Origin of the sequence: Burkholderia pseudomultivorans, assembly GCF_001718415.1 — a bacterium.
Classification (GTDB): Bacteria; Pseudomonadota; Gammaproteobacteria; order Burkholderiales; family Burkholderiaceae; genus Burkholderia; species Burkholderia pseudomultivorans_A.
Genome location: NZ_CP013377.1, coordinates 2427738 through 2446558, shown reverse-complemented (window position 1 = coordinate 2446558; position 18821 = coordinate 2427738). Strand labels below are relative to the sequence as shown.

The 18821-nt window shown below is 70.3% G+C and carries 16 protein-coding genes and 1 pseudogene; 12 read left to right on the top strand and 5 right to left on the bottom strand.

The features are described 5' to 3' along the window. The first annotated feature begins 12 nt into the window (after positions 1-12). The 9 genes from WS57_RS10525 to WS57_RS10485 all read left to right on the top strand — a co-directional run bounded on the left by WS57_RS10525 (position 13) and on the right by WS57_RS10485 (position 10428). Positions 13-891 carry a LysR family transcriptional regulator gene (locus WS57_RS10525; RefSeq protein WP_069244162.1) on the top strand — a complete coding sequence of 293 codons (879 nt, stop codon included), beginning with the start codon at positions 13-15 and terminating at the stop codon, positions 889-891. A gap of 555 nt (positions 892-1446) precedes the next feature. After that, on the top strand, positions 1447-1974 hold the full coding sequence (locus WS57_RS10520) for a spore coat U domain-containing protein (RefSeq protein WP_069244161.1): 528 nt from the start codon (positions 1447-1449) through the stop codon (positions 1972-1974). Positions 1975-2023: 49 nt separating this feature from the next. Beyond that, positions 2024-2584 (top strand): spore coat protein U domain-containing protein, encoded by a 561-nt coding sequence (locus tag WS57_RS10515; RefSeq protein ID WP_040130370.1) that lies wholly within the window; start codon positions 2024-2026, stop codon positions 2582-2584. Positions 2585-2659: 75 nt separating this feature from the next. Next, positions 2660-3187: a spore coat U domain-containing protein gene (locus WS57_RS10510; protein ID WP_069244160.1), complete on the top strand. Its 528-nt coding sequence runs from the start codon at positions 2660-2662 to the stop codon at positions 3185-3187. An 18-nt stretch (positions 3188-3205) separates the two neighbouring features. Beyond that, entirely contained in the window at positions 3206-4039 is an 834-nt protein-coding gene (locus WS57_RS10505; protein WP_236871881.1) for a molecular chaperone, read from the top strand. Positions 4040-4106: 67 nt separating this feature from the next. Continuing rightward, entirely contained in the window at positions 4107-6503 is a 2397-nt protein-coding gene (locus WS57_RS10500) for a fimbria/pilus outer membrane usher protein (protein WP_069244158.1), read from the top strand. Positions 6504-6519: 16 nt separating this feature from the next. Then, positions 6520-7482: a spore coat U domain-containing protein gene (locus tag WS57_RS10495; RefSeq protein WP_059518875.1), complete on the top strand. Its 963-nt coding sequence runs from the start codon at positions 6520-6522 to the stop codon at positions 7480-7482. Positions 7483-7660: 178 nt separating this feature from the next. After that, entirely contained in the window at positions 7661-9802 is a 2142-nt protein-coding gene (locus tag WS57_RS10490) for an ATP-binding protein (protein WP_167361721.1), read from the top strand. Then, positions 9799-10428, top strand: coding sequence for a response regulator transcription factor (locus WS57_RS10485; RefSeq protein ID WP_040130365.1), 630 nt, complete (start codon positions 9799-9801; stop codon positions 10426-10428). Before WS57_RS10490 ends, WS57_RS10485 begins: the two co-directional genes overlap by 4 nt. 31 nt (positions 10429-10459) lie before the next feature. Here the strand turns inward: WS57_RS10485 and WS57_RS10480 are convergent, their stop codons facing one another. Next, positions 10460-11410, bottom strand: a complete 951-nt coding sequence (locus tag WS57_RS10480) for a LysR family transcriptional regulator (RefSeq protein WP_059518879.1) — start codon at positions 11408-11410, stop codon at positions 10460-10462. Positions 11411-11581: 171 nt separating this feature from the next. Between WS57_RS10480 and WS57_RS10475 the strand changes: the two genes are divergently transcribed. The 3 genes and pseudogenes from WS57_RS10475 (at position 11582) to WS57_RS10465 (ending at position 13561) form a co-directional block, all read left to right on the top strand. Continuing rightward, on the top strand, positions 11582-12241 hold the full coding sequence (locus WS57_RS10475) for a glutathione S-transferase family protein (RefSeq protein WP_059518882.1): 660 nt from the start codon (positions 11582-11584) through the stop codon (positions 12239-12241). Positions 12242-12266: 25 nt separating this feature from the next. Next, a pseudogene (locus tag WS57_RS10470) lies at positions 12267-13226 on the top strand (pyridoxamine 5'-phosphate oxidase family protein); the annotation flags it as partial. Between the two features lie 131 nt (positions 13227-13357). After that, on the top strand, positions 13358-13561 hold the full coding sequence (locus tag WS57_RS10465) for a DUF2970 domain-containing protein (RefSeq protein WP_059480822.1): 204 nt from the start codon (positions 13358-13360) through the stop codon (positions 13559-13561). A 25-nt stretch (positions 13562-13586) separates the two neighbouring features. Here the strand turns inward: WS57_RS10465 and WS57_RS10460 are convergent, their stop codons facing one another. The 4 genes from WS57_RS10460 to WS57_RS10445 form a co-directional block, all read right to left on the bottom strand. After that, a complete protein-coding gene (locus WS57_RS10460; protein ID WP_059518886.1) occupies positions 13587-14726 on the bottom strand; it encodes a porin in 1140 nt (379 codons plus the stop codon). Positions 14727-15048: 322 nt separating this feature from the next. Further along, positions 15049-16365 carry an NAD(P)/FAD-dependent oxidoreductase gene (locus WS57_RS10455; RefSeq protein WP_059518888.1) on the bottom strand — a complete coding sequence of 439 codons (1317 nt, stop codon included), beginning with the start codon at positions 16363-16365 and terminating at the stop codon, positions 15049-15051. Further along, complete coding sequence (locus WS57_RS10450) at positions 16362-17078, bottom strand: S8 family serine peptidase (RefSeq protein ID WP_059518938.1); 717 nt, start codon at positions 17076-17078, stop codon at positions 16362-16364. Before WS57_RS10450 ends, WS57_RS10455 begins: the two co-directional genes overlap by 4 nt. After that, the gene (locus WS57_RS10445) at positions 17071-18798 is read right to left on the bottom strand and encodes an ABC transporter ATP-binding protein (RefSeq protein WP_069244157.1); all 1728 of its coding nucleotides are present in this window, start codon (positions 18796-18798) and stop codon (positions 17071-17073) included. The genes WS57_RS10450 and WS57_RS10445 overlap by 8 nt, the downstream gene beginning before the upstream one ends. Positions 18799-18821 lie beyond the last annotated feature (23 nt).

The following is an 18821-nucleotide window of genomic DNA, read 5'->3' as shown; positions in this document are numbered from 1 at the left end:
AACGGAGTTTGCATGGACGAACAGCGGATCTCCTGGGACGACCTGCGTCTCGTGCTGGCCGTCGCGCAGGCGGGATCGCTCGCGGGCGCGGCGCGGCGGCTCGGCGTCAGCCATGCGACGGTCTTTCGTCGCCTGGCGGCGCTCGAGGCCGGCCTGCGCGTCCGGCTGTTCGAGCGCACGCGAACGGGCTACGCGCCGACGCCGGCCGGCGACGACATCGCGGCGGCCGCCGAGCGGATCCAGGACGAGGTGCACGGCGTCGAGCGCCGCGTGGCCGGCCGCGACGTGCGTCCGTCGGGCACCGTGCGCGTGACGACGACCGACACGCTGCTGGCGGGGCTGCTGTCGCCGGTGTTCGCGGCATTCCGGCATGCGTGTCCCGACATCGCGCTCGACGTGTCCGTGTCGAACGCCGTATTCGACCTGTCGAAGCGCGAGGCCGACGTCGCGATCCGCCCGTCGTCGTCGCCGCCCGAATGGCTGGTCGGCCGGCGGATCGGGACGATCGCGCAGGCGGTGTACGCGACGCCGGCATGGCGCGCACGCGGCGACGACCTCGCGTGGGTCGGGCCGGACCCGCGCATGGGCTACCGGCAGCTCGACCAGTGGATGCGCGCGCGCGGCGCCGACGATCGCTGCGCGTATCGCGTCGATACGCTGCTGGGCCTGTTCGCCGCCGCCCGCGCGGGCATCGGCGCGGCCGTGCTGCCGTGCTATCTCGCCGATGGCGACCGCGATCTCGTGCGGATCGGCGGGCGGATCGACGATCTGGCGACCGACCTGTGGCTGCTGACGCACCCGGATCTGCGCGATACCGCGCGGATTCGCGCGTTCCTGGCGTTTGTCGCGACGGCGGTCGACGCGTTGCAGGCGCGGCTGGCGGGCGGGTAGCGCGACGTTTTCTCCTTCCCGGGGCCGGATTCTTCCAGTCCCGTCTCCCCAGGCAGACACCCCCTTCCGTTCGACGCGCGCTCCGCTCTGCCGGTACATGACCGTTCGCACATACACGTCCGGCCGGCGACTCCCCCGTTTCCGGGGAAAGCTTTAAATATTGTCAAATCGCCGCGAGGTCGGAATATTCCGATGGTCAGGCAAATGTAATTTACTCATCATTCTGTCAATTATTAAGAAATCGAAATTCGAAACGGGGAATGCAATGAGGTCTGCCGTAAAAAATCCATCGAGCTGATCCGCTCTTTATGAAGGAAATGGCGGATTAGCCGTCGTCACCGGGGATTGTCCTGATCCGGCATGCCTTGCGCATAGGCCGGCGGGGGAAATTCGTCCATCTGAATAAGCCCGGCTCCGATTTATTCGGGGCGCGGAGATTATTTCTCGCCGAAAAGCCGTTTCGCAACCGAAACGGGCGGTTTTCGAATTCGCCCGGTTTTTGCGCGGCAATCGAGGTGAATCTTGCAAAGGATCGGAATAATCGTACGAACGAAAATGATAATCGGCGCCGGATTATTGGCGTTTCCGCTCGTTTGCGTCCATGCGGGGCAATTGTCGGGGGCGATGGACGTCAGTCTGCAGGTGCGAAGCGGCTGCCAGATCGGCGGCGTGGCGAGCGCCACCGATTTCGGCCGGCTCGACTTCGGCGAGCACGGCCCGACCTGGACGGACTATCCGACCGCCGACGGTCGCGCGACCGGTGGCGGCCCGGTGCGCATCGCCTGCAGCCCGAACATCGACGGCTTCCTGGTTTCGATCGACAGCGGCCGCAACGGCACGCAATCGACGCGCTACGTCGCGAAGCGCGACGCGGCGGGGCGCGTCGTCGCGCGCGCTGCCTACAACGTGTACCGCGATCCGGCGCGCAGCGTGCCGTACGTACCGCTGGTGCCGCAGTCGTTTCGCGTCGACGGCGCGCACGCCGAGGTGGCGCTGCCGCTGTTCGGCGTCGTCCAGGGCCAGGCGCAGCCGCTTCCGGCCGGGATTTACGAGGATTTGCTCGGCATCACGCTCGACTGGTGACGCAGGGCGAATGACGCAATCGCAGTTCTTTTATTCATCAAGGAAAAACATGAACGCTCAGTGGAAACTTCTGGCGGCCGTCGCTTTCGCGTCGGCTTGCGCAGCCGCTCAGGCACAGACGAGCCCGCTTACGGGGACGGTAAACGCGCAGCTCGTGCTGACCACCGGTTGTGCGATCGACACGGGCTCCGGCTCGGTCGGCTCGACCACCTTCGGGACCCTCGACTTCGGCACGCAGCCGAGCGGCTTCACGGGTTCGCTCAACTCGCAGGCGACGGGCGGCGGTTCGACGGCCACGCAGGTGACCTGCTCGCCGGACGTGTCGTCGGTGCAGGTGACGGTCGACGGCGGCCAGAACGCGGGCAAGGGCACCGGCGTCGGCGCGGGCACGCGCGCGCTGGCGAACGGCGCGGCCTACGTGCCGTACGAGGTCTATGCCGATTCCGCGCACGCGAAGCAGTACGTCGCGGGCACCGCGCAGGCGGTGGCCGTGCCGACGCCGGGCGCCGCGTTCGAGCTGCCGATCTACGGCGTCGCGAACAAGACCAGCAGCAGCGCGCTGGCCGCCGGCACCTACACGGACGTGCTGAACGTCACGCTCGGCTGGTAAGCGTCGCGCTGCCATCCGTTCCAGCCCTGCGGCTTTCGCGGGAAAGCCGCAGGGCGCCTCTCTTTTCCTATCGCTATGTGGACGAGCAAAAGTGTCGCGTGCGTGCTCGGCGCCGTCGTGCTGCCGGCCGCGAGCCTGGCCGATACGGCGGTGCCGACGACCGCGACTTTCACGGTCAGCGCGCAGGTCGTCGCGGGCTGCGGCGTCGCGGGCGGCGGTGCGGGGAGCGGGCTGAATTTCGGCACGCTCGATTTCGGCGCGCATCCGGCGATCGCGACCGGCGACGTCAGCGCGGCGACGAGCGGCAGCACGCTGCAGATCGAATGCTCGCCCGGCTCGACGCTGAAGATGAGCGTCGACGGCGGCGGCCAGCCGAGCGCCGGCAACACGCAGCGCAACCTGCAAGGCCCCGGCGGCGCGCGGGTCGCGTATCGGCTGTACGCGGACGCGGCGCATACGCGGGCGATCGGGATCGGACAGGTAGTGTCGATCCCGGTGTCGGGCACGACGAGCCTGCCGATCTACGGTGCGCTCACGTTGCCCGGCGGTGCGGTGCCCGCCGGCACCTATACCGATGTCGCGCAGGTCACGCTGAGCTACTGAATCAATCAGGAATACATGATGAATGATGGTGTCGTCGATCGTGGTGCCGGACGAACGCTGCAGCGCGCGATGCGCGTCGCGTTCGCCGCGCTGTCGCTCGCGGGGGCGGGCGCTGCGCAGGCGGCGGCGTCCGTGATGATCTGGCCGATCGATCCAGTGATCGACAGCGATCAGCGTGCGGCCGCGCTGTGGCTCGAAAACCGCGATACGCGGCCGGTGACGCTGCAGATCCGCGTGCTCGGCTGGCGCGAGGAGGGCGGCGAGGACCTGTATGGGGAAGACCAGAACCGTATCGCCGGCAGCCCGCCGATGGCGACGGTGCCGCCCGGCAAGCGTCAGCTGATCCGGCTGACGCGGCTCGCGGACAGCGCGCCCGGCGCCGAGGAAGCGTATCGCGTGCTGATCGACGAAATCCCGCAGCCGGACGACGGCGCCGCGCAGCAGGACGGTCGCGCGCAGCTCGGCGTGAAGTTCCAGATGCATTACTCGATCCCGCTGTTCGTCTACGGACAGGGGCTGTGGACCAAGGAGAACCCGGAGCGCAAGCGCGATCCGGCCACCGCTGGGCAGCCGGCGCTGAGCTGGCATGTCGCGCGCGACGGCGGCAAGCGCTGGCTCGTGATGACGAATCGCGGCCCGGTGCACGCGCGCATCACGCAGGTGGCGTTCGACGCGCCGGGTGCGCGCACCGACGTCGCGCGCGGGCTGCTCGGCTACGTGCTGCCCGGCGCGCAGATGCGCTGGGAACTGCCGGAGAGCGTCAGGATTGCGGCCGCGCCGAAGCTGGTCGCGACCGTCAACGGCAAGACCGGCGTCGCGATCGACCCGGACGCCGGCGACGCGCGCCAGTGACCTTGCGCGGTCGACGACAGGCGAGCACATCAACGATACGGGGACGGCCTTGAAGCGGGGAATTCGAATGAAAGGCGAGCGATTGCCGCGCCTGCGCGGCGTCGCATGGGCGGTCGGGCTCGCGTTCGCGGCGGCGGGACCGGCGCACGCGCACGATACGCTGCAGCTCGCCGACAATTTCGGCCGCGCGCTGCCGCTGCCGAGCCAGTCGATGCGCAGCGCCACGCTGTACCTGGAGCTGGTGGTCAATGCGCTGCCGACCGGGCATATCGTGCCGGTGCGCTACCAGGACGGCGCGTACTACGTGCGCGCCGGCGATCTCGCGAAGGTGTCGGTGCGCACCGGCGCGGAGCCGGACCGGATGATCGATCTCGCGAAGCTGGACGGCGTCGAGGTCGAGTACGACAGCACCGGTCAGCGGCTCGCGCTCACCGTGCCGCCGGACTGGCTGCCGCATCAGACGGTCGGGTCCGCACGGCTGTACGATCGCACGCCGGCCGCGGTCAGCTTCGGGATGCTGTTCAACTACGACGTCTACACCAGCTCGCCGACGCGCGGGCCGGGCTATACGTCGACGTGGACCGAGCAGCGGCTGTTCGACCGATGGGGCACGCTGGCCAACACCGGCGTCTACCGCAAGTCGTACGGCAGCGGCGCGGGCGCGCCCGGCGACAACCGCTATCTGCGCTACGACACGACCTGGCGCTACTCCGACCAGGACCGGATGATCACCTATTCGGCGGGCGACGTGATCACGGGCGCGCTGTCGTGGACCAGCGCCGTGCGGCTCGGCGGCGTGTCGGTCGCGCGCGACTTCGCGGTGCGGCCGGACATCGTCACCTATCCGCTGCCGCAGTTCGCCGGACAGGCGGCGGTGCCGACCGCGGTCGACCTGTTCGTCAACGGCAGCAAGACGGCGAGCGGGCAGGTGAACCCGGGGCCGTTCGCGCTCGACAACGTGCCGTTCATCAACGGCGCCGGCGAGGCGACGGTCGTGACGACCGACGCGCTCGGCCGTCAGGTCGCGACCACGATCCCGTTCTACGTTGCCAACACGCTGCTGCAGAAGGGGCTGGTCGACTACGCGCTATCGATGGGCGCGATGCGCCGCAACTACGGGATCAGCTCGTTCTCGTACGGCAAGTTCGCGGCGTCGGGCACCGCGCGCTACGGCCTGACCGACTACCTGACCGTCGAAGGGCATGCGGAAGGCGGCGAGCGGCTCGCGCTCGGCGGGCTCGGCTTCGATCTCGGCGTCGGCAGGTTCGGCGTGCTCAACGCGGCCGCAACGCAGAGCAGCCTCGCCGGTTCGTCGGGGCAGCAGTACGCGTTCGGCTACAGCTACACGTCGCAGCGCTTCAGCGTCGCGCTGCAACGCATCCAGCGCACCGGCGGGTTCCGCGACCTGTCGGTCTACGACCTGCCGTCGAACATCGGCTATCGGCTGGTCCGCAGCAGCACGCAGGCGACCGGCGCGCTGAATCTCGGCGCCCTCGGCGGCACGCTCGGCGGCGGCTACTTCGACGTGCGCGGCGGCGACGGTTCGCGCACGCGGATCGCGAACCTGTCGTACACGCGGCCGCTGTTCGGGCGCGCGACGCTCTATGCGTCGCTCAACAAGACGATCGGCGATCGCGGCGTCGCCGCGCAGATGCAGCTGATCGTGCCGATCGGCGGCCGCGGCGTGGTGACGACCGGCGCGACGCGCGACGGCGACGGCAACTGGACCGAGCGCGCGCAGTACAGCCGCAGCGTGCCGAGCGACGGCGGCCTCGGCTGGAACCTCGCATACGCAGGCGGCGCGTCGCACTACCAGCAGGCCGACATGACGTGGCGCAACCGCTACTTCCAGGTGCAGGGCGGCGTGTACGGCTACGGTTCGCGCCAGGGCGGCTATACGCGCTGGGGCGAGATGCAGGGCTCGGTGGTCGTGATGGACGGCGCGGTACTGCCCGCCAATCGCGTCGACGATGCATTCGTGCTGATCGACACGCAAGGCCAGAAGGGCGTGCCGGTGCGCTACGAGAACCAGCTGGTCGGCACGACCGATGCGGGCGGCCATCTGCTGGTGCCGTGGTCGCCGTCGTTCTATGCGGCCAAGTACGAGATCGATCCGCTCGGCCTGCCGGCCAACCTGCGCGTGCCGACGGTCGAGCGCCGCGTCGCGGTGCGGCAGCGCGCGGGCGCGCTGGTCTCGTTCCCGATCGAGCGGATCGTGGCGGCGAGCATCCGGCTCGTCGACGGCGCGGGCAAGCCGCTCAAGGTCGGATCGCGCGTCGTGCATCGCGAGAGCGGACAGACCGCGCTGGTCGGCTGGAACGGCGAGACCTATTTCGAAGGCCTGTCCACCGTCAATCACCTGAGCGTGACGAAGCCGGACGGCAGCCATTGCGACGCGCGCTTCGACGCCGACATGAACGCGAACGCGACGAGCCGGGTCGGGCCGCTCGTCTGCGGCGAATGACAACAGGATCGACAGAATGGAAATCATTGGCCAATTGATGCGCCGCATCGTGCTGACCGCGGCGCTCGGGCTGCTCGCGCCGCTGCATGCGCACGCCGACTGCACGACCTCGTCGCCGATGCCGGCCGCGTTCGGCACGGTCACGTCGTTCGCCGTCAGGAACCAGGCGCAGACGACCTCGTCCGTCAACAGCGGCGTGTCATGCGGCGGCGCGCTGGCGGCGTTCCTCGTGATCGGCAACTACATCAACGGGACGATCGCGTCGGCGAACGGCGGCAAGCTGACCGGCCCGACGGGCGACGCGATTCCGTACACGCTGTACGCGGACAAGGACTACTCGACGCAACTCAATCCCGGCCAGACGTACAACTGGGCGAGCACGCAGTTCCTGAGCTTCCTTGGCCTCGGTGGCGGCTCGTCGGTGCCGCTGCCGCTCTACCTGCGCACGTCGATCGGCAGCAATGTCGCGGCCGGCACCTATACCGACATGCTGACGATCAACTGGAACTGGCATGTCTGCGGCGGGATCGGCATCATCTTCTGCATCGGCTGGAACGACGGTGCGACGACCGTGACCGTGCCGGTGACGCTGACCGTGACGAACGACTGCATGATCAATGCGCCCGACGTCAGTTTCGGCGCCGCGCCCACCGTATCGAGCTTCGCGCCGGTGAACGGCAGCCTGTCGCTGGTCTGCACGAAGGGCATGGTCTATACGGTCGGCCTGAGCGCGGGCAACAACGCGGCGGCCAGCGGGCGGCGCCAGATGGCGAGCGGCGCGAACCGGCTGCAATACGACCTGTACGGCGCGGGCGGCAGCACCGTATGGGGGCAGGCGACCCGTCGCGTGAACAGTGCCGGCGCGGCCGACGGCCAGTCGAGCCAGCAGTTCCCGTACACGGCGCGAATCTATCCGGACCAGGCTACGCCGCCGATCGGCACGTATACCGACAGCGTGGTCGTCGACGTGCGGTACTGACACGGCGCAGGCAGGCGGGCAGAATGAAAAAACGGACGCCGCGACGGCTGACGCGATGCGTCCGGCCGAGCGAAGTGCGATGGTCCGTCGGACGGCTCGCGAGCCTGTCGCGACGGCGCATCGTCGACGCCGACTGCGCGGAGATGCGGCCAATCTCCGTTGGACGAGCGGCCACGCCGTGCGCAGTCGATGCGAGGAGACGGACGAGGCGTCGAATGGGGTAGCGAACAAGCGATACCGGATCGTGCATGGCCTGTGCGCGGCGGCCTGCATCGCGATGCTGTGCCGCGTGGCATGCGCCATGCCGCCGGGCGCCGCGAACGGCGCGCAACGTCCGCAGTCGGTCGCGAATGTGTCGGTCGGGCGCGTCGCGTATGCGACGCTGACGGCCGGCCTGCTCGCAGCCGGTTTCGCATGCCTGCGCGTGCGACGCGAGCTGACGCGCACGCGGGCCGCGTTGCACGCGATGCGTGCCGCGCTCGCGGTGACCGGTCATGAATTGCGCACGCCGCTGCATGCGATGGTCGCGCTCGCCGATCTCGTTCGGGACGGTGGCGTGACGACCGAGCAGCGGCGTCTGCTGACGCTCGTGCACGAGGCGGGCGAGTCGTTGTCGCGCCTGCTCGACGACATCGCCGATCCGGCACAGGTCGAGGCGGGCCGCGTGGCCGTCGGCCGCGGCGCGGTCGAGCCGCGCGTGTTGCTCGACGACGTGCTCGCGCTGCTCGCGCCGCAGGCCCGCGCGAAAGGCCTGCAGTTGCGCCAGCGCGTGAGCGCGGCCGTGCCGGCGCTGCTGCGGACCGACGGCGATCGCGTGCGGCAGGTTCTCGTCAATCTGCTCGGCAACGCGATCAAGTTCACCGCCGCCGGCACGATCACGCTCGATGCCGATGCCACCGCGCGCGAGGACGGCGAGGTGACGTGGACCGTCACGGTCGCGGACACGGGCGGCGGCATCGCCGAGCACGTCTGGCCGCATCTCGTCGATCCCGACGCGCAGGGCCTGCACGGCGTGCGGCGCGACGGCGCCGGCGCGGGGCTCGGCCTCGCGATTTCGCGGCGGCTCGCGGCGCTGCTCGACGGCGAGCTGAGCCTGGCGAACGAGCCGGGCGCCGGCACGACCGCCACGCTGCGGCTGCGCTGCCCGGTCGTCGTCGCGCACCGCACGGTCGCGTCGCTCGCCGGCCGCGCGATGGTCGTCGAGCATGACGATGCGTGGCTTGCGGATGCGCTGCGCGCGTATGCGGCGGCGGCCGGCATGCGCATCGTCGCGCGCGCTGCGGCGTCGGACGCAATATGGGTCGGCGCGATGCCCGGCGCGGCGGCGCTGCGGGTCGAACTACGCGAGCCGGGTCGCGTACGGGCATCGGTGCGGCTCGGCTGCAATCCGCTCGCGTGGGGCGAGTTCGTCGAGGCGTGCAAGCGCGCGTGCGAAACGCAGGCGGCGCACGTCGAGCCGGACGCAGCCGCGCGGTGCGCGCCGGGCGACGGCTATCGCGTGCTGATCGTCGACGACCACGCGCTGCATCGCGAAGCGTTGCAGCGTCGGCTCGAACGGATCGGGTATCGCGTCACGGCATGCGGCAGCGGCCGCGCCGCGCTCGATGCGCTCGAATCCGGCGCGGTCGACGTCGACGCCGTGATCACCGACTGCCTGATGCCGGAGATGGACGGTGCAGCATTGACACGCGCGTTGCGCGAGCATGCAACACCGCATCTGCGATCGCTGCCGGTCGTGGGTCTGACCGCGCTGGCCGACGACCGGCGCGGCCTGCCCGCGGGCATGGCGGCGTGCCTGCGCAAGCCGGTCGACACGGAGCTGTTGCGCGCGACGCTCGAAACGGCGGTGCGCGCGCCGTCCCGACGCGACGGCGTTGCCGCGGGCGCACGCGAGAGCGCCGCGACAGTGCGACACTTTGACGCCGCGGCGCTCGACGGCGACGTGCTGCTGCTTGCATTCGGGGTTTCGTCACAACCCGATGCGAGCGTGCTCGATATACTCGCGCTGTGCCGCCGGTCGTTGTCGGACGATCGCGCTGCGCTGGCGAACGCGCTGCGCGACGACGAACGGATTGCGCTGCGCAAGTGGTGCCATACGGCGAGCGGGACCTTCAGCCTGTTCCGGCAGCCGCACGTCGACGCGCTGGTCGACAGCTTGCGCGCCAGTGCAGCGTTCGGCGATGCGTGCGCGATTCGCGCGGCAGGCGCCGAGATGATGAGCGCGATGGACTATCTGATCGCGCATGTGGAACGTCTGGCGGCGAGCGTCGAGCGCACCGGCGGCGTGGGACAGGAGCAACGCAAAGGGGGCGAGGCGTGAGCGTGCGGGTTGTGATAGCGGATGATCATCCGTTGACGGTGCTGGGGATTCGTCAGGTGCTTTCCGGGGCGCCGGATCTGATCGTGGTCGACGAGGCGGGCGAGCCGGGCGCGCTGCTCGACTGTCTGGCGCGCACGTGCTGCGACGTGGTGGTGACCGATTTCGCGATGCCGGGACATCGGCATGCGGACGGCCTGCTGATGCTCGAGGCGATTCGCGCGGCGTTTCCGCAGGTGCGGCTCGTCGTGCTGACGATGCTCGACAATCCCGCGCTGCTGCAGCATATCCGCGATGCCGGCGCGCTGGCCGTGGTCGGCAAGCGCAGCGACCTGGGCGAGCTGCCGCGCGCGATCATGGCCGCGTATCGCGGGCGCAGCTATTCGACTGCGTCGGTGCACGCGACTTACTCGGCGGCAGTCGATGCGGACGGCGCGCGTCCGCTCAGTCCGCGCGAAATCGAGATCGTGCGCCTGTGCGCGAACGGCATGACGATGACGGACATCGCGCTGCACTTCGATCGCAGCATCAAGACGATCAGCACCCACAAGCACAATGCGATGGACAAGCTCGGCATCAACAGCGATGCCGAGCTGTTTCATTACGCGGTCAGCAACGGGCTCGCGTAGGGCCGCTGCGACGCGCGGCCGGCGCGCGGGCTCAAGCGCTGCGGGAGGTCTTGCGCGCTGGCCGGCCGGCGCGCACCGGCATCTCGCCGATCCGCGCCTTCATCGCGTCGACGAACGCGCGCACCTTCGGCGACGGCAGCCGCGTCGACGGAAACACCGCGTGGATGCCGGCGGGCGCCGAGCGCCATGCGGGCAGCAGCCGCACGAGCCGGCCGGCCGCGACGTCGTCCGCGATCGAGAAATCCGTCAGCAGCCCGAAGCCTCCGCCCGCGAGCACGATCGCGCGGCACGCGGTCGCGGTATTCGACACGACCGGCGCGACGCAGCGCACGGACGCGCTGCCGCCGCGCGTGTGCTCGAGTTCGAGCGTATGCGGGCGCGGCAGCGACGACAACATCACGAACGGCAGTGCCGCCAGCGCCGACGGGTCTTTCGGCAGCCCGTGGCGCGCGACGAACGCCGGGCTCGCGACCAGCCATTTCTCGTAGGTGCCGAGCTGCACTGCGCGGTAGTTCGAATCCGCGAGGCGGCCGATGCGGATCGCGACGTCGAGATTCTCCGCGACCAGATCGACGACGCGATCGTTCGCGACCAGTTCGACGTCGAGCGCCGGATGCGCGTCGCGCAGCGCGACGATTGCGGCCGCGACGACCTGCGCGCCATAGTCGATCGGCACGCTGACGCGCAAGGTGCCGCGCAGCACGCCCGTGCCGGACGACACCGCGTCGAGCGCGTGTTCGGTCGCCCGCACGATGTCGCGGCACGCGTCGTAGAACGCGCGCCCCGCATCGGTCACGCTCAGCCGGCGCGTCGTGCGCACCAGCAGGTTCGCGCCGACCTCCGATTCGAGGCGCTGCATGTGCGTGCTGACGACCGTCTTCGCGAGGCCGAGCCGCTCGGCCGCGGCGGTCAGCGAACCGGCGTCGACCACCGCGACGAAGATCGCCAGCCGGTTCAGGTTCACGTTGCGCAGATCGGCCATCGTCGATTGTCCTGTCGGAAAGGATAATGTTTCCGCGATTATCGCTCTTCTGCGTGCGAACGGCGCGCGCTACGCTGATGCCGTTCGTCGCCGATTTCCGGCGGCGCGTGATAGTGGAGTGTGTTCATGTCCGCCGCCAGCAAGCCCGAAGCCGGTATGCCCGTCGCCGGTATGCCCGTCGCCGGTAGGCCCGTCGCCGGTATGCCCGTCGCCCCGATTCGCGTCTATTCGTTCCCGTTGTCGGGGCATGCGCATCGGGTCCGCCTGTTCCTGTCCTTGCTCGGCCTGCCGTTCGAGACGATCGACGTCGATCTCGCGGCCGGCGCGCAGCGCGAACCGGCCTTTCTCGCGCTCAATCCGCTCGGGCAGGTGCCGGTGATCGACGACGGCGGTATCGTGCTCGCCGACTCGAACGCGATCCTCGTCTATCTCGCGAAGCGCTACGGCGACGCGCACTGGCTGCCCGACGATGCAGCGGGCGCGGCTGCGGTGCAGCGCTGGCTGTCGTTCGCGGCCGGGCCGATCGCGTCGGGGCCCGCGGCGGCGCGGCTCGTGACGGTGTTCGGCGCGGCGCTCGACCACGACGCGGCCAAGCGCACGGCCGCGAAGCTGCTCGACGTGATCGACCGCGAACTGGCCGGCAAGCCGTTCGCCGCCGGCGCGCGGCCGACGATCGCCGATATCGCCGCCTACACGTACATCGCGCATGCGCCGGAAGGCGGCGTGTCGCTTGATGCGTATCCGCACCTGCGCGCGTGGCTCGCACGCATCGAGGCGCTGCCGGGCTTCGTCGGCATGCAGCCGACGCGCGCGGGGCTGCTGGCCGCGTGATGACCCTTCGTTTCGGGAGAACGAAATGAGACCGCCGAGCGCCGCGATACCGGGCTGGGAGCTTGCCAGCTCGCCGTTCCATGCGGGCGAACTCGCCGTGCAGCAGCGCGCGGGCGTGATCGACGCCGCGAGCGCGGTCGGCCTGCGCGGCATTCGGCGCTTCATGCCGGACCAGCACCGCGCGTTCCATGCGCAACTGCCGTTCTTCGTGCTCGGCGGCGTCGACGACGATGGCCAGCCGTGGGCGACGCTGCGCGTCGGCGAGCCGGGATTCGTGTCGTCGCCCGATGCGCGCACGCTGCGGATCGCCGGACATGCGCTGCCGGGCGATCCGCTGGCCGGTGCGTGGCGGCCGGGCGCGCTGCTCGGCGGGCTCGGCATCGAGTTCGGCACGCGCCGGCGCAATCGCGTCAATGGCGTCGTGCAGGCGGTCGACGGCGACGCGCTGACGGTCGTCGTCGAGCAAAGCTTCGGCAATTGCGCGAAATACATCCAGGCGCGCACGCCGACCTTCGCGCCGCGCGACGCCGCCGCGCAGTCGGCGCCGCAGCGATCGGACCGGCTGGGCGACGCCGATGTCGCGCTGCTTGCCGGAGCCGACACGTTCTTCGTCGCCAGCGCCAACGGATCGGCGGACGCCGGCGTCGCGCGCGGCGCGGACGTGTCGCATCGCGGCGGGATGCCCGGCTTCGTGCGGGTCGACGATGCGCGCACGCTGACGACGCCGGATTTCAGCGGCAACCGGCTGTTCAACACGCTCGGCAATCTGCAGCTCGATCCGCGCGCGGGGCTGCTGTTCGTCGATTTCGAGCGCGGCGACCTGCTGCATGTCGCCGCGCGCGCGGAGATCGTCTGGGACGGGCCGCTGGTCGAATCGTTCGCCGGCGCGCAGCGCGTCGTGCGTTTTCACCTGCAGGAAGTGCGGCGCAGCCCGGCCGTGCTGCCGTTTCGCTGGTCGGCGGTCGAGCGGGCGCCGCAATTCGCCTGACTTCACTGCGGGCTGCGACATGCTGCCGCAGTCCGCGTGCTGCGCGAAAATCGCGCGCAACTGCTTCTTTTTTCGGATGCCGCTCGGAACGACGATAGCGTCAACCGATAGATGAAAGGAGCACAACCATGAAGCTGCTCGGCATGATCCGCCTGGTTCTGTGGAGTTTCTTCGGGGTGCGCAACAGCAAGGCGCACGCAGCCGATCTCGCGAACGTCAACTTCACGCTGCTGCCGTTCGTCGCGATCATCCTGGCGCTGGTCGTCGGCGCGGCGATCTACGGCGTCGTGCATCTGGTCGTCGATCCGACGGTGACGATGCAGGGGTTCTGATCGTCGCGCGTCGCGCCGCCGTTCGTCAGAACGCGTGATTCAGCGCGACGCGTCCGACGATCTGGTGCCCGTTCGACGACGCGCCGGGCGACCCGGGCACGAGTGCGCCGTCGAGCGGCGTGCCGGTCGCGCTGCCGCCCACCTGCTGATACGCGACCTGCGTATAGACCGACGTGCGCTTCGACAGCGAGTACTGCGCGATCGCGCCGAACTGGTTCCAGTGCAGCGACGACTTCGCGCCGGCCCGGTCGAGCCCGCCGCGCGTGTACGTGTACATTCCGCCGACCATCAGCACCGGCGTGATGCTGTACTTCGCGTTGACCTCGAGGTTGTCGAACGTGAGCCGCGCGTTCGCCAGGCCGAGGTCGCCCGCGTACAGCGACGCGTCGGGCCGGCCGACGTTCACGTGCGAATAGACCGCGCCGAGCGTCGCGGGCCCGATCCCGTAGTTCATGCCGATCCCGTAGATCTTCTGGTTGCCGGCGACGAAGCCGGTGTCGTCGGGCGTCAGCGCGCCGCCCGTCGTCGTGCCGGGGTTCGACAGGTTTTCGTAGACGGCGGCGACCGACAGCGTCCGGTACGTGTAGTTCAGGCCGACGCCGAGCATGCGGTTCTGCGTGAAGCCGCCGGCGGCGTTGCTGAGCCCGATCATCACGGTGCCGGACAGGCCGGCGATCGTCGGGCTCGTGTATTTCACCGCGTTGTTCGAGTGGAACGACGCGTCGGTGTTGTCGTTGTCGAGCGGATGCGAGAACAGGAAGCCGGCCCAGCTGCCGTTCGCGGTCAGCGGCCCGATCGTGTCGGAGACGCTGTCGAACTGGCGGCCGAGCGTCAGCGTGCCGAGACGGTCCGACTGCAGGCCGACGTAGGACTGGAAGCCGAACAGGCGGCCGCCGTAGCCGAGCTGGCCGCTTTCGATGGCGAAGCCGCTCTCGAGATCGAAGATCGCATGCAGTCCGCCGCCGAGATCCTCGTTGCCCTTGATGCCCCAGCGGCTCGTCGACAGATCGCCGCTCGCCATCTGCCACGACGACTTGCCGCCGACGTTGTTCGTGTAGTTGATGCCTTCGTCGAGGACGCCGAACAGCAGCACCGAGCTTTGCGCATGCGCGTTCGCGCAACCGATCAGGAATCCTGCCGACAGGACGATGGAGGTTTTCTTCATATGGGTACGGGCTCGCAAGTGAAACGGTCGATGGTCCGGCGCACGGCATGTGCGGTCCGTGACCTTCGATAAGCAGATGGCATGCCATCCGCCCTTTCAAGACCGGCATGCACCGTCGGCGTTCCATTTCATTCGGCGAGCGCGCTCGGGCGATGCTTGATCCCGCGCAAGCGGCGTAGCAATTCGCATTGCGTGTCGCATGGCAAGTCTCAAGTTGAGACGGGAGCGCGCGCGAACGCCCGCGCGACAGGCGCGGGACCTGCGCGTCGGGCAGTGCGAGCGGAACGGAGAACGGGGAAGAGGGGAGCCGGAACGCCGCGCGTCACGCGCGCGCGAACGGATAACCCTGGGTTTCGAGCCACCGGCGCACGAGCGCGGCCTGCGGCGGCGCGAGCGTTGCCAGCACCTGCGCCGCGGGCCGTGCGCGCAGCGCTGCGACGATCGGCGCGAGCGGAATCCCTTGCAGATGCCAGATGCCGAGCGGCTGGTCGGGGCTCGTCACGACCTCGGCCTCGGCGATCGTGTCGCCGTCGATCACGGGCGCGCGCTCGATCGCGAGCGCATCGAAGTCGGGCGCGCGATGCGACGGCACGTCGTCGGGCCAGCTGCGGCGCGCGTGCCAGAACGGCCGGTCGGGCCACTGCGTTTCGAGTGCGTGGAAGTCGCGGCCGATGCGCGCGAAGCGCGTGAACAGCGTGCCGATGCGGCGCTGGTGAAAGCGCAGCGCCAGCGCGGCGCGATCGGGATGCGCAAGCAGCGTGTGGATCACGGCCGGCGCCTGCAGCGCGGACGACAACGACTGGAAGATGCCGTTGCCCGACAGCGGATCGACGGCCATCGCCGCGTCGCCGACGCGCAGCCAGTTCGCTCCGCCCGTGTCGGCGCAGAGCGTCGCGCTGCTGGTGCGCGCAAACACGCGCGCCTCGGCGGCGGCGCAGTCGCCGAAGAAATCGCGCGCGAGCGGCGTGTGGCGCCGCGCCGCGCACCATGCGGGCAACGCGTCGCGCGGCGGCAGCGTCGTGCTGGCGACATCGAGCGTCACCTGCCAGTAGCACCGCCCGTCGGGCAGCCGCGCCATCCACGCCCAGCCGTCGGGCAGGCTCTCGACGGCGGACGCCGCGTCGCCCGGTGCGCCTTGCCATGCGCTCAGCAGGCTGAGCGTCTGCGGCCCGCGCGTGGCGTCGCGCGCGAGCGGCGCGAGCCGGCCGCGCGCCTCGACGACGAAGGCCGCACGCAGCGTGTCGGCGCCGCCCGGCGTGTCGATGCGGATCGCGTGGCCGTCGCCGTCCGGCTGCACCGCACGGACGGTCGCTTCCACGACGGCGACGCCCGCCTCGGCGAGATCGCGGCGCAGCGCCGCATCGAAGCGGCGGCGCTCGATCAGGTGTTCGTGGTTCAGCGTGCGCGTGTCGCCGTTCCAGCGCGTGATGCGCGCGCACGGCGGCAGCGCGCAGTCGGCCGCCTGCGCGAGCCCGGCATGGCGCAGCCCTTGCAGCACGCGCGCGGACACGCCTTCGACCGCATCGAAACGCCGCCATTCGCTGACGACCCTGACCGGATAGCCGAGCCGGGCGAGGCCGAGCGCGGCGGCGGCGCCCGCCGGCCCCGCGCCGAGCACGACGATCGGCGCGCGGCTCATGACGCGCAGCTGCGCCGCTCGACGCCGACGTAGGCGGCGTTCGCGCGCAGGTGATCGAGCAGCGCGGCGGTATCGGCCTCGCGATGCCGCGACAGCCAGCCGGCCGCGTGGCCGCTGAGCGCCGCGCACGCGATGCTGGCGCCGGCCGGCGCGTGCGATGCGCCGCTCGACACGCGCGCGCCGAAATCGGCCTGCGCACTGTCGAGCCACGACCATTGGCCGGGCGCGCAGCGTGCGTCGCCGGTCACGCGCACGACGCCGGGGTAGCTGGCGGGAAATACCGGCATCCCCTGCGCGGGGCTCGACGCGAACACGGCGACGCGCTGCGCAACGGCTTGCGCGCAGGCCTCGCGCAGCGTGTCGCGGTCGGCGCGCACGCCGAGACTCAGGTTGATGAGGTGCACGTGCCGCGTCAGCAGCCAGCGGATCGCGTGCGCGATCTGCGCGGCGCTCGTCACGCCGCGCGCTTCGAAGACTTGCGCAACGAGCAGGCGCGCGTCGGGCGCGGCCGCCGCAATCGTCGTGCACACCGCGCTGCCGTGGCCGAGCCGGTCGGCTTCGACGGCGCCCGCCTGCAGCGTGCCCGCGTCGTCGAACGCGAAGCGTCGCGCCTCGACCACGCATGCGCCAAGCGACGCCGGATAGCCGCTGTCGACGACGCCGACGCGAATCGCGCGGTCGATATGGTCGATATGGTCGATGTCGTCATGCATGCGCGGGATCCCGCTGCGCGCGCCGTGCGAGCCGTCCGTCCAGCAGCTCGAAATGGAGATCGACGCCCGCAAGCGTCGATGCGCGATGGCTGATCAGGATGCGCGTGCGGTCGCCGAACAACATGTCGATCTGCGCGATGACCTGCCGCTCGGTCGCCTCGTCGACGGCCGACGTCGCCTCGTCGAGCACGAGGATCGACGGCGCCTGCAGCAGCGCGCGCGCGATCGCGATGCGCTGTTTCTGCCCGCCCGACAACTGCTGGCCGCGCTCGCCCACCGCGCCGTCGAGGCCGCCCGGCAGCGTCGCGACCAGTTCGTCGAGTCGCGCGACGCGCGCGGCCTGCGCGACGTCGTCGCGCGATGCGAGCGGCGCCGCGTAGCGGATATTGTCGGCGAGGCTGCCGCGAAACAGCACGATGTCCTGGCTGACTACCGCGACATGGCGGCGCAACGCGTCGAGATCGACGTCGCGCAGATCGACGCCGCCGATCCGCACGCTGCCGCGCTGCGGATCGTAGAAGCGTTGCAGCAGGTCGATCAGCGTCGATTTGCCGCTGCCCGACAGCCCCGACAGCGCGACCTTGCTGCCGGCCGGCACGCGCGCATCGACGCCTTGCAGCACGGGCTGTTCGCGCTGGTCGTGCGCGAACCAGACGTCGGCGAATTCGAGGTCGCCGCGTGCGGGCAGTTCGCGCGGCGCGGCCGGCGGCTGCACGGCGACCGGCGCGCGCTGCAGTTCCATCACGCGACCGAGGCTGACCGTCATCCGCTGCAGCGCGACGTACAGCCCGAGCAGGCTTTTCACCGGGCCGATCGCCATCCCCAGATAGCTCGAGAACGCGATCAGCGAGCCAAGCGGCCAGTCGCCGCGGATCACCCAGTAGCCGCCGACGATGAACGCGCCCGCGCGCGACAGCGACGTCAGCGTGCCCGGCACCGACTGCGTGACGAACTCGGTCACCTGCAGCTTCAGCAGCCGCTGCATGTAGCGCTCGCCGAGCCCGTCGAGCCGTGCCTGTTCCGCGCGCTGCCGCCCGGCGGCCTGGATGAACTTCATCGCGGGCAGCGTCTCGACGAGGAACGACGACACGTCGGCCGCGCCTTCGCGCACCGCGCGCGCGTCGCGCTCGACCTTGCGGCGCATCGTGCGCAGCCACAGGATCTCGAACGGGATCAGCAGCAGCGCGAGCAGCGACAGCTGCCACGACAGCGTGACGAGCAGCACGAGCGTGCCGGCCAGGCCGATCACGTTCGACACCGCGGAGAACAGCGCATCGAGCGCGAAACGCTGGATCTCGGCGACGTCGCCGTCGAGGCGCGACAGCAGGTCGCCGAGGCGGCGCTGCCCGAAGAACGACGGCGACAGGCGCTGCAGGTGCGCATAGACGGCGCTGCGCAGCGAGAACAGCACGCGGCCCGACAGCCGCGTATGCAGGTAGCGGTTGATGCCGCCGAGCAGCGTGCCGGCGAATCCGGCCAGCACCATCACGCACGCGATCGCGACCAGCATCCGCAAGTCCTTGCCGACCAGCCCGCGGTCGATCAGCTCCTTCGTGAGCCACGGCTGCGCGAGCGCGAGCAGCGATGCGCATGCGGACAGCGCGAGCAGGCCCGCGATCGCGAGCCGGTGCGGCCGCACGAAGCCGTACAGCCAGCCGAGCGCGCGCGCGAGCTGCGCGCGATCGTCGGTCTTCACGACACGCAGCAGGAGCGTCAGCATCGGCGCGGCGGGCGAAGGGCGGA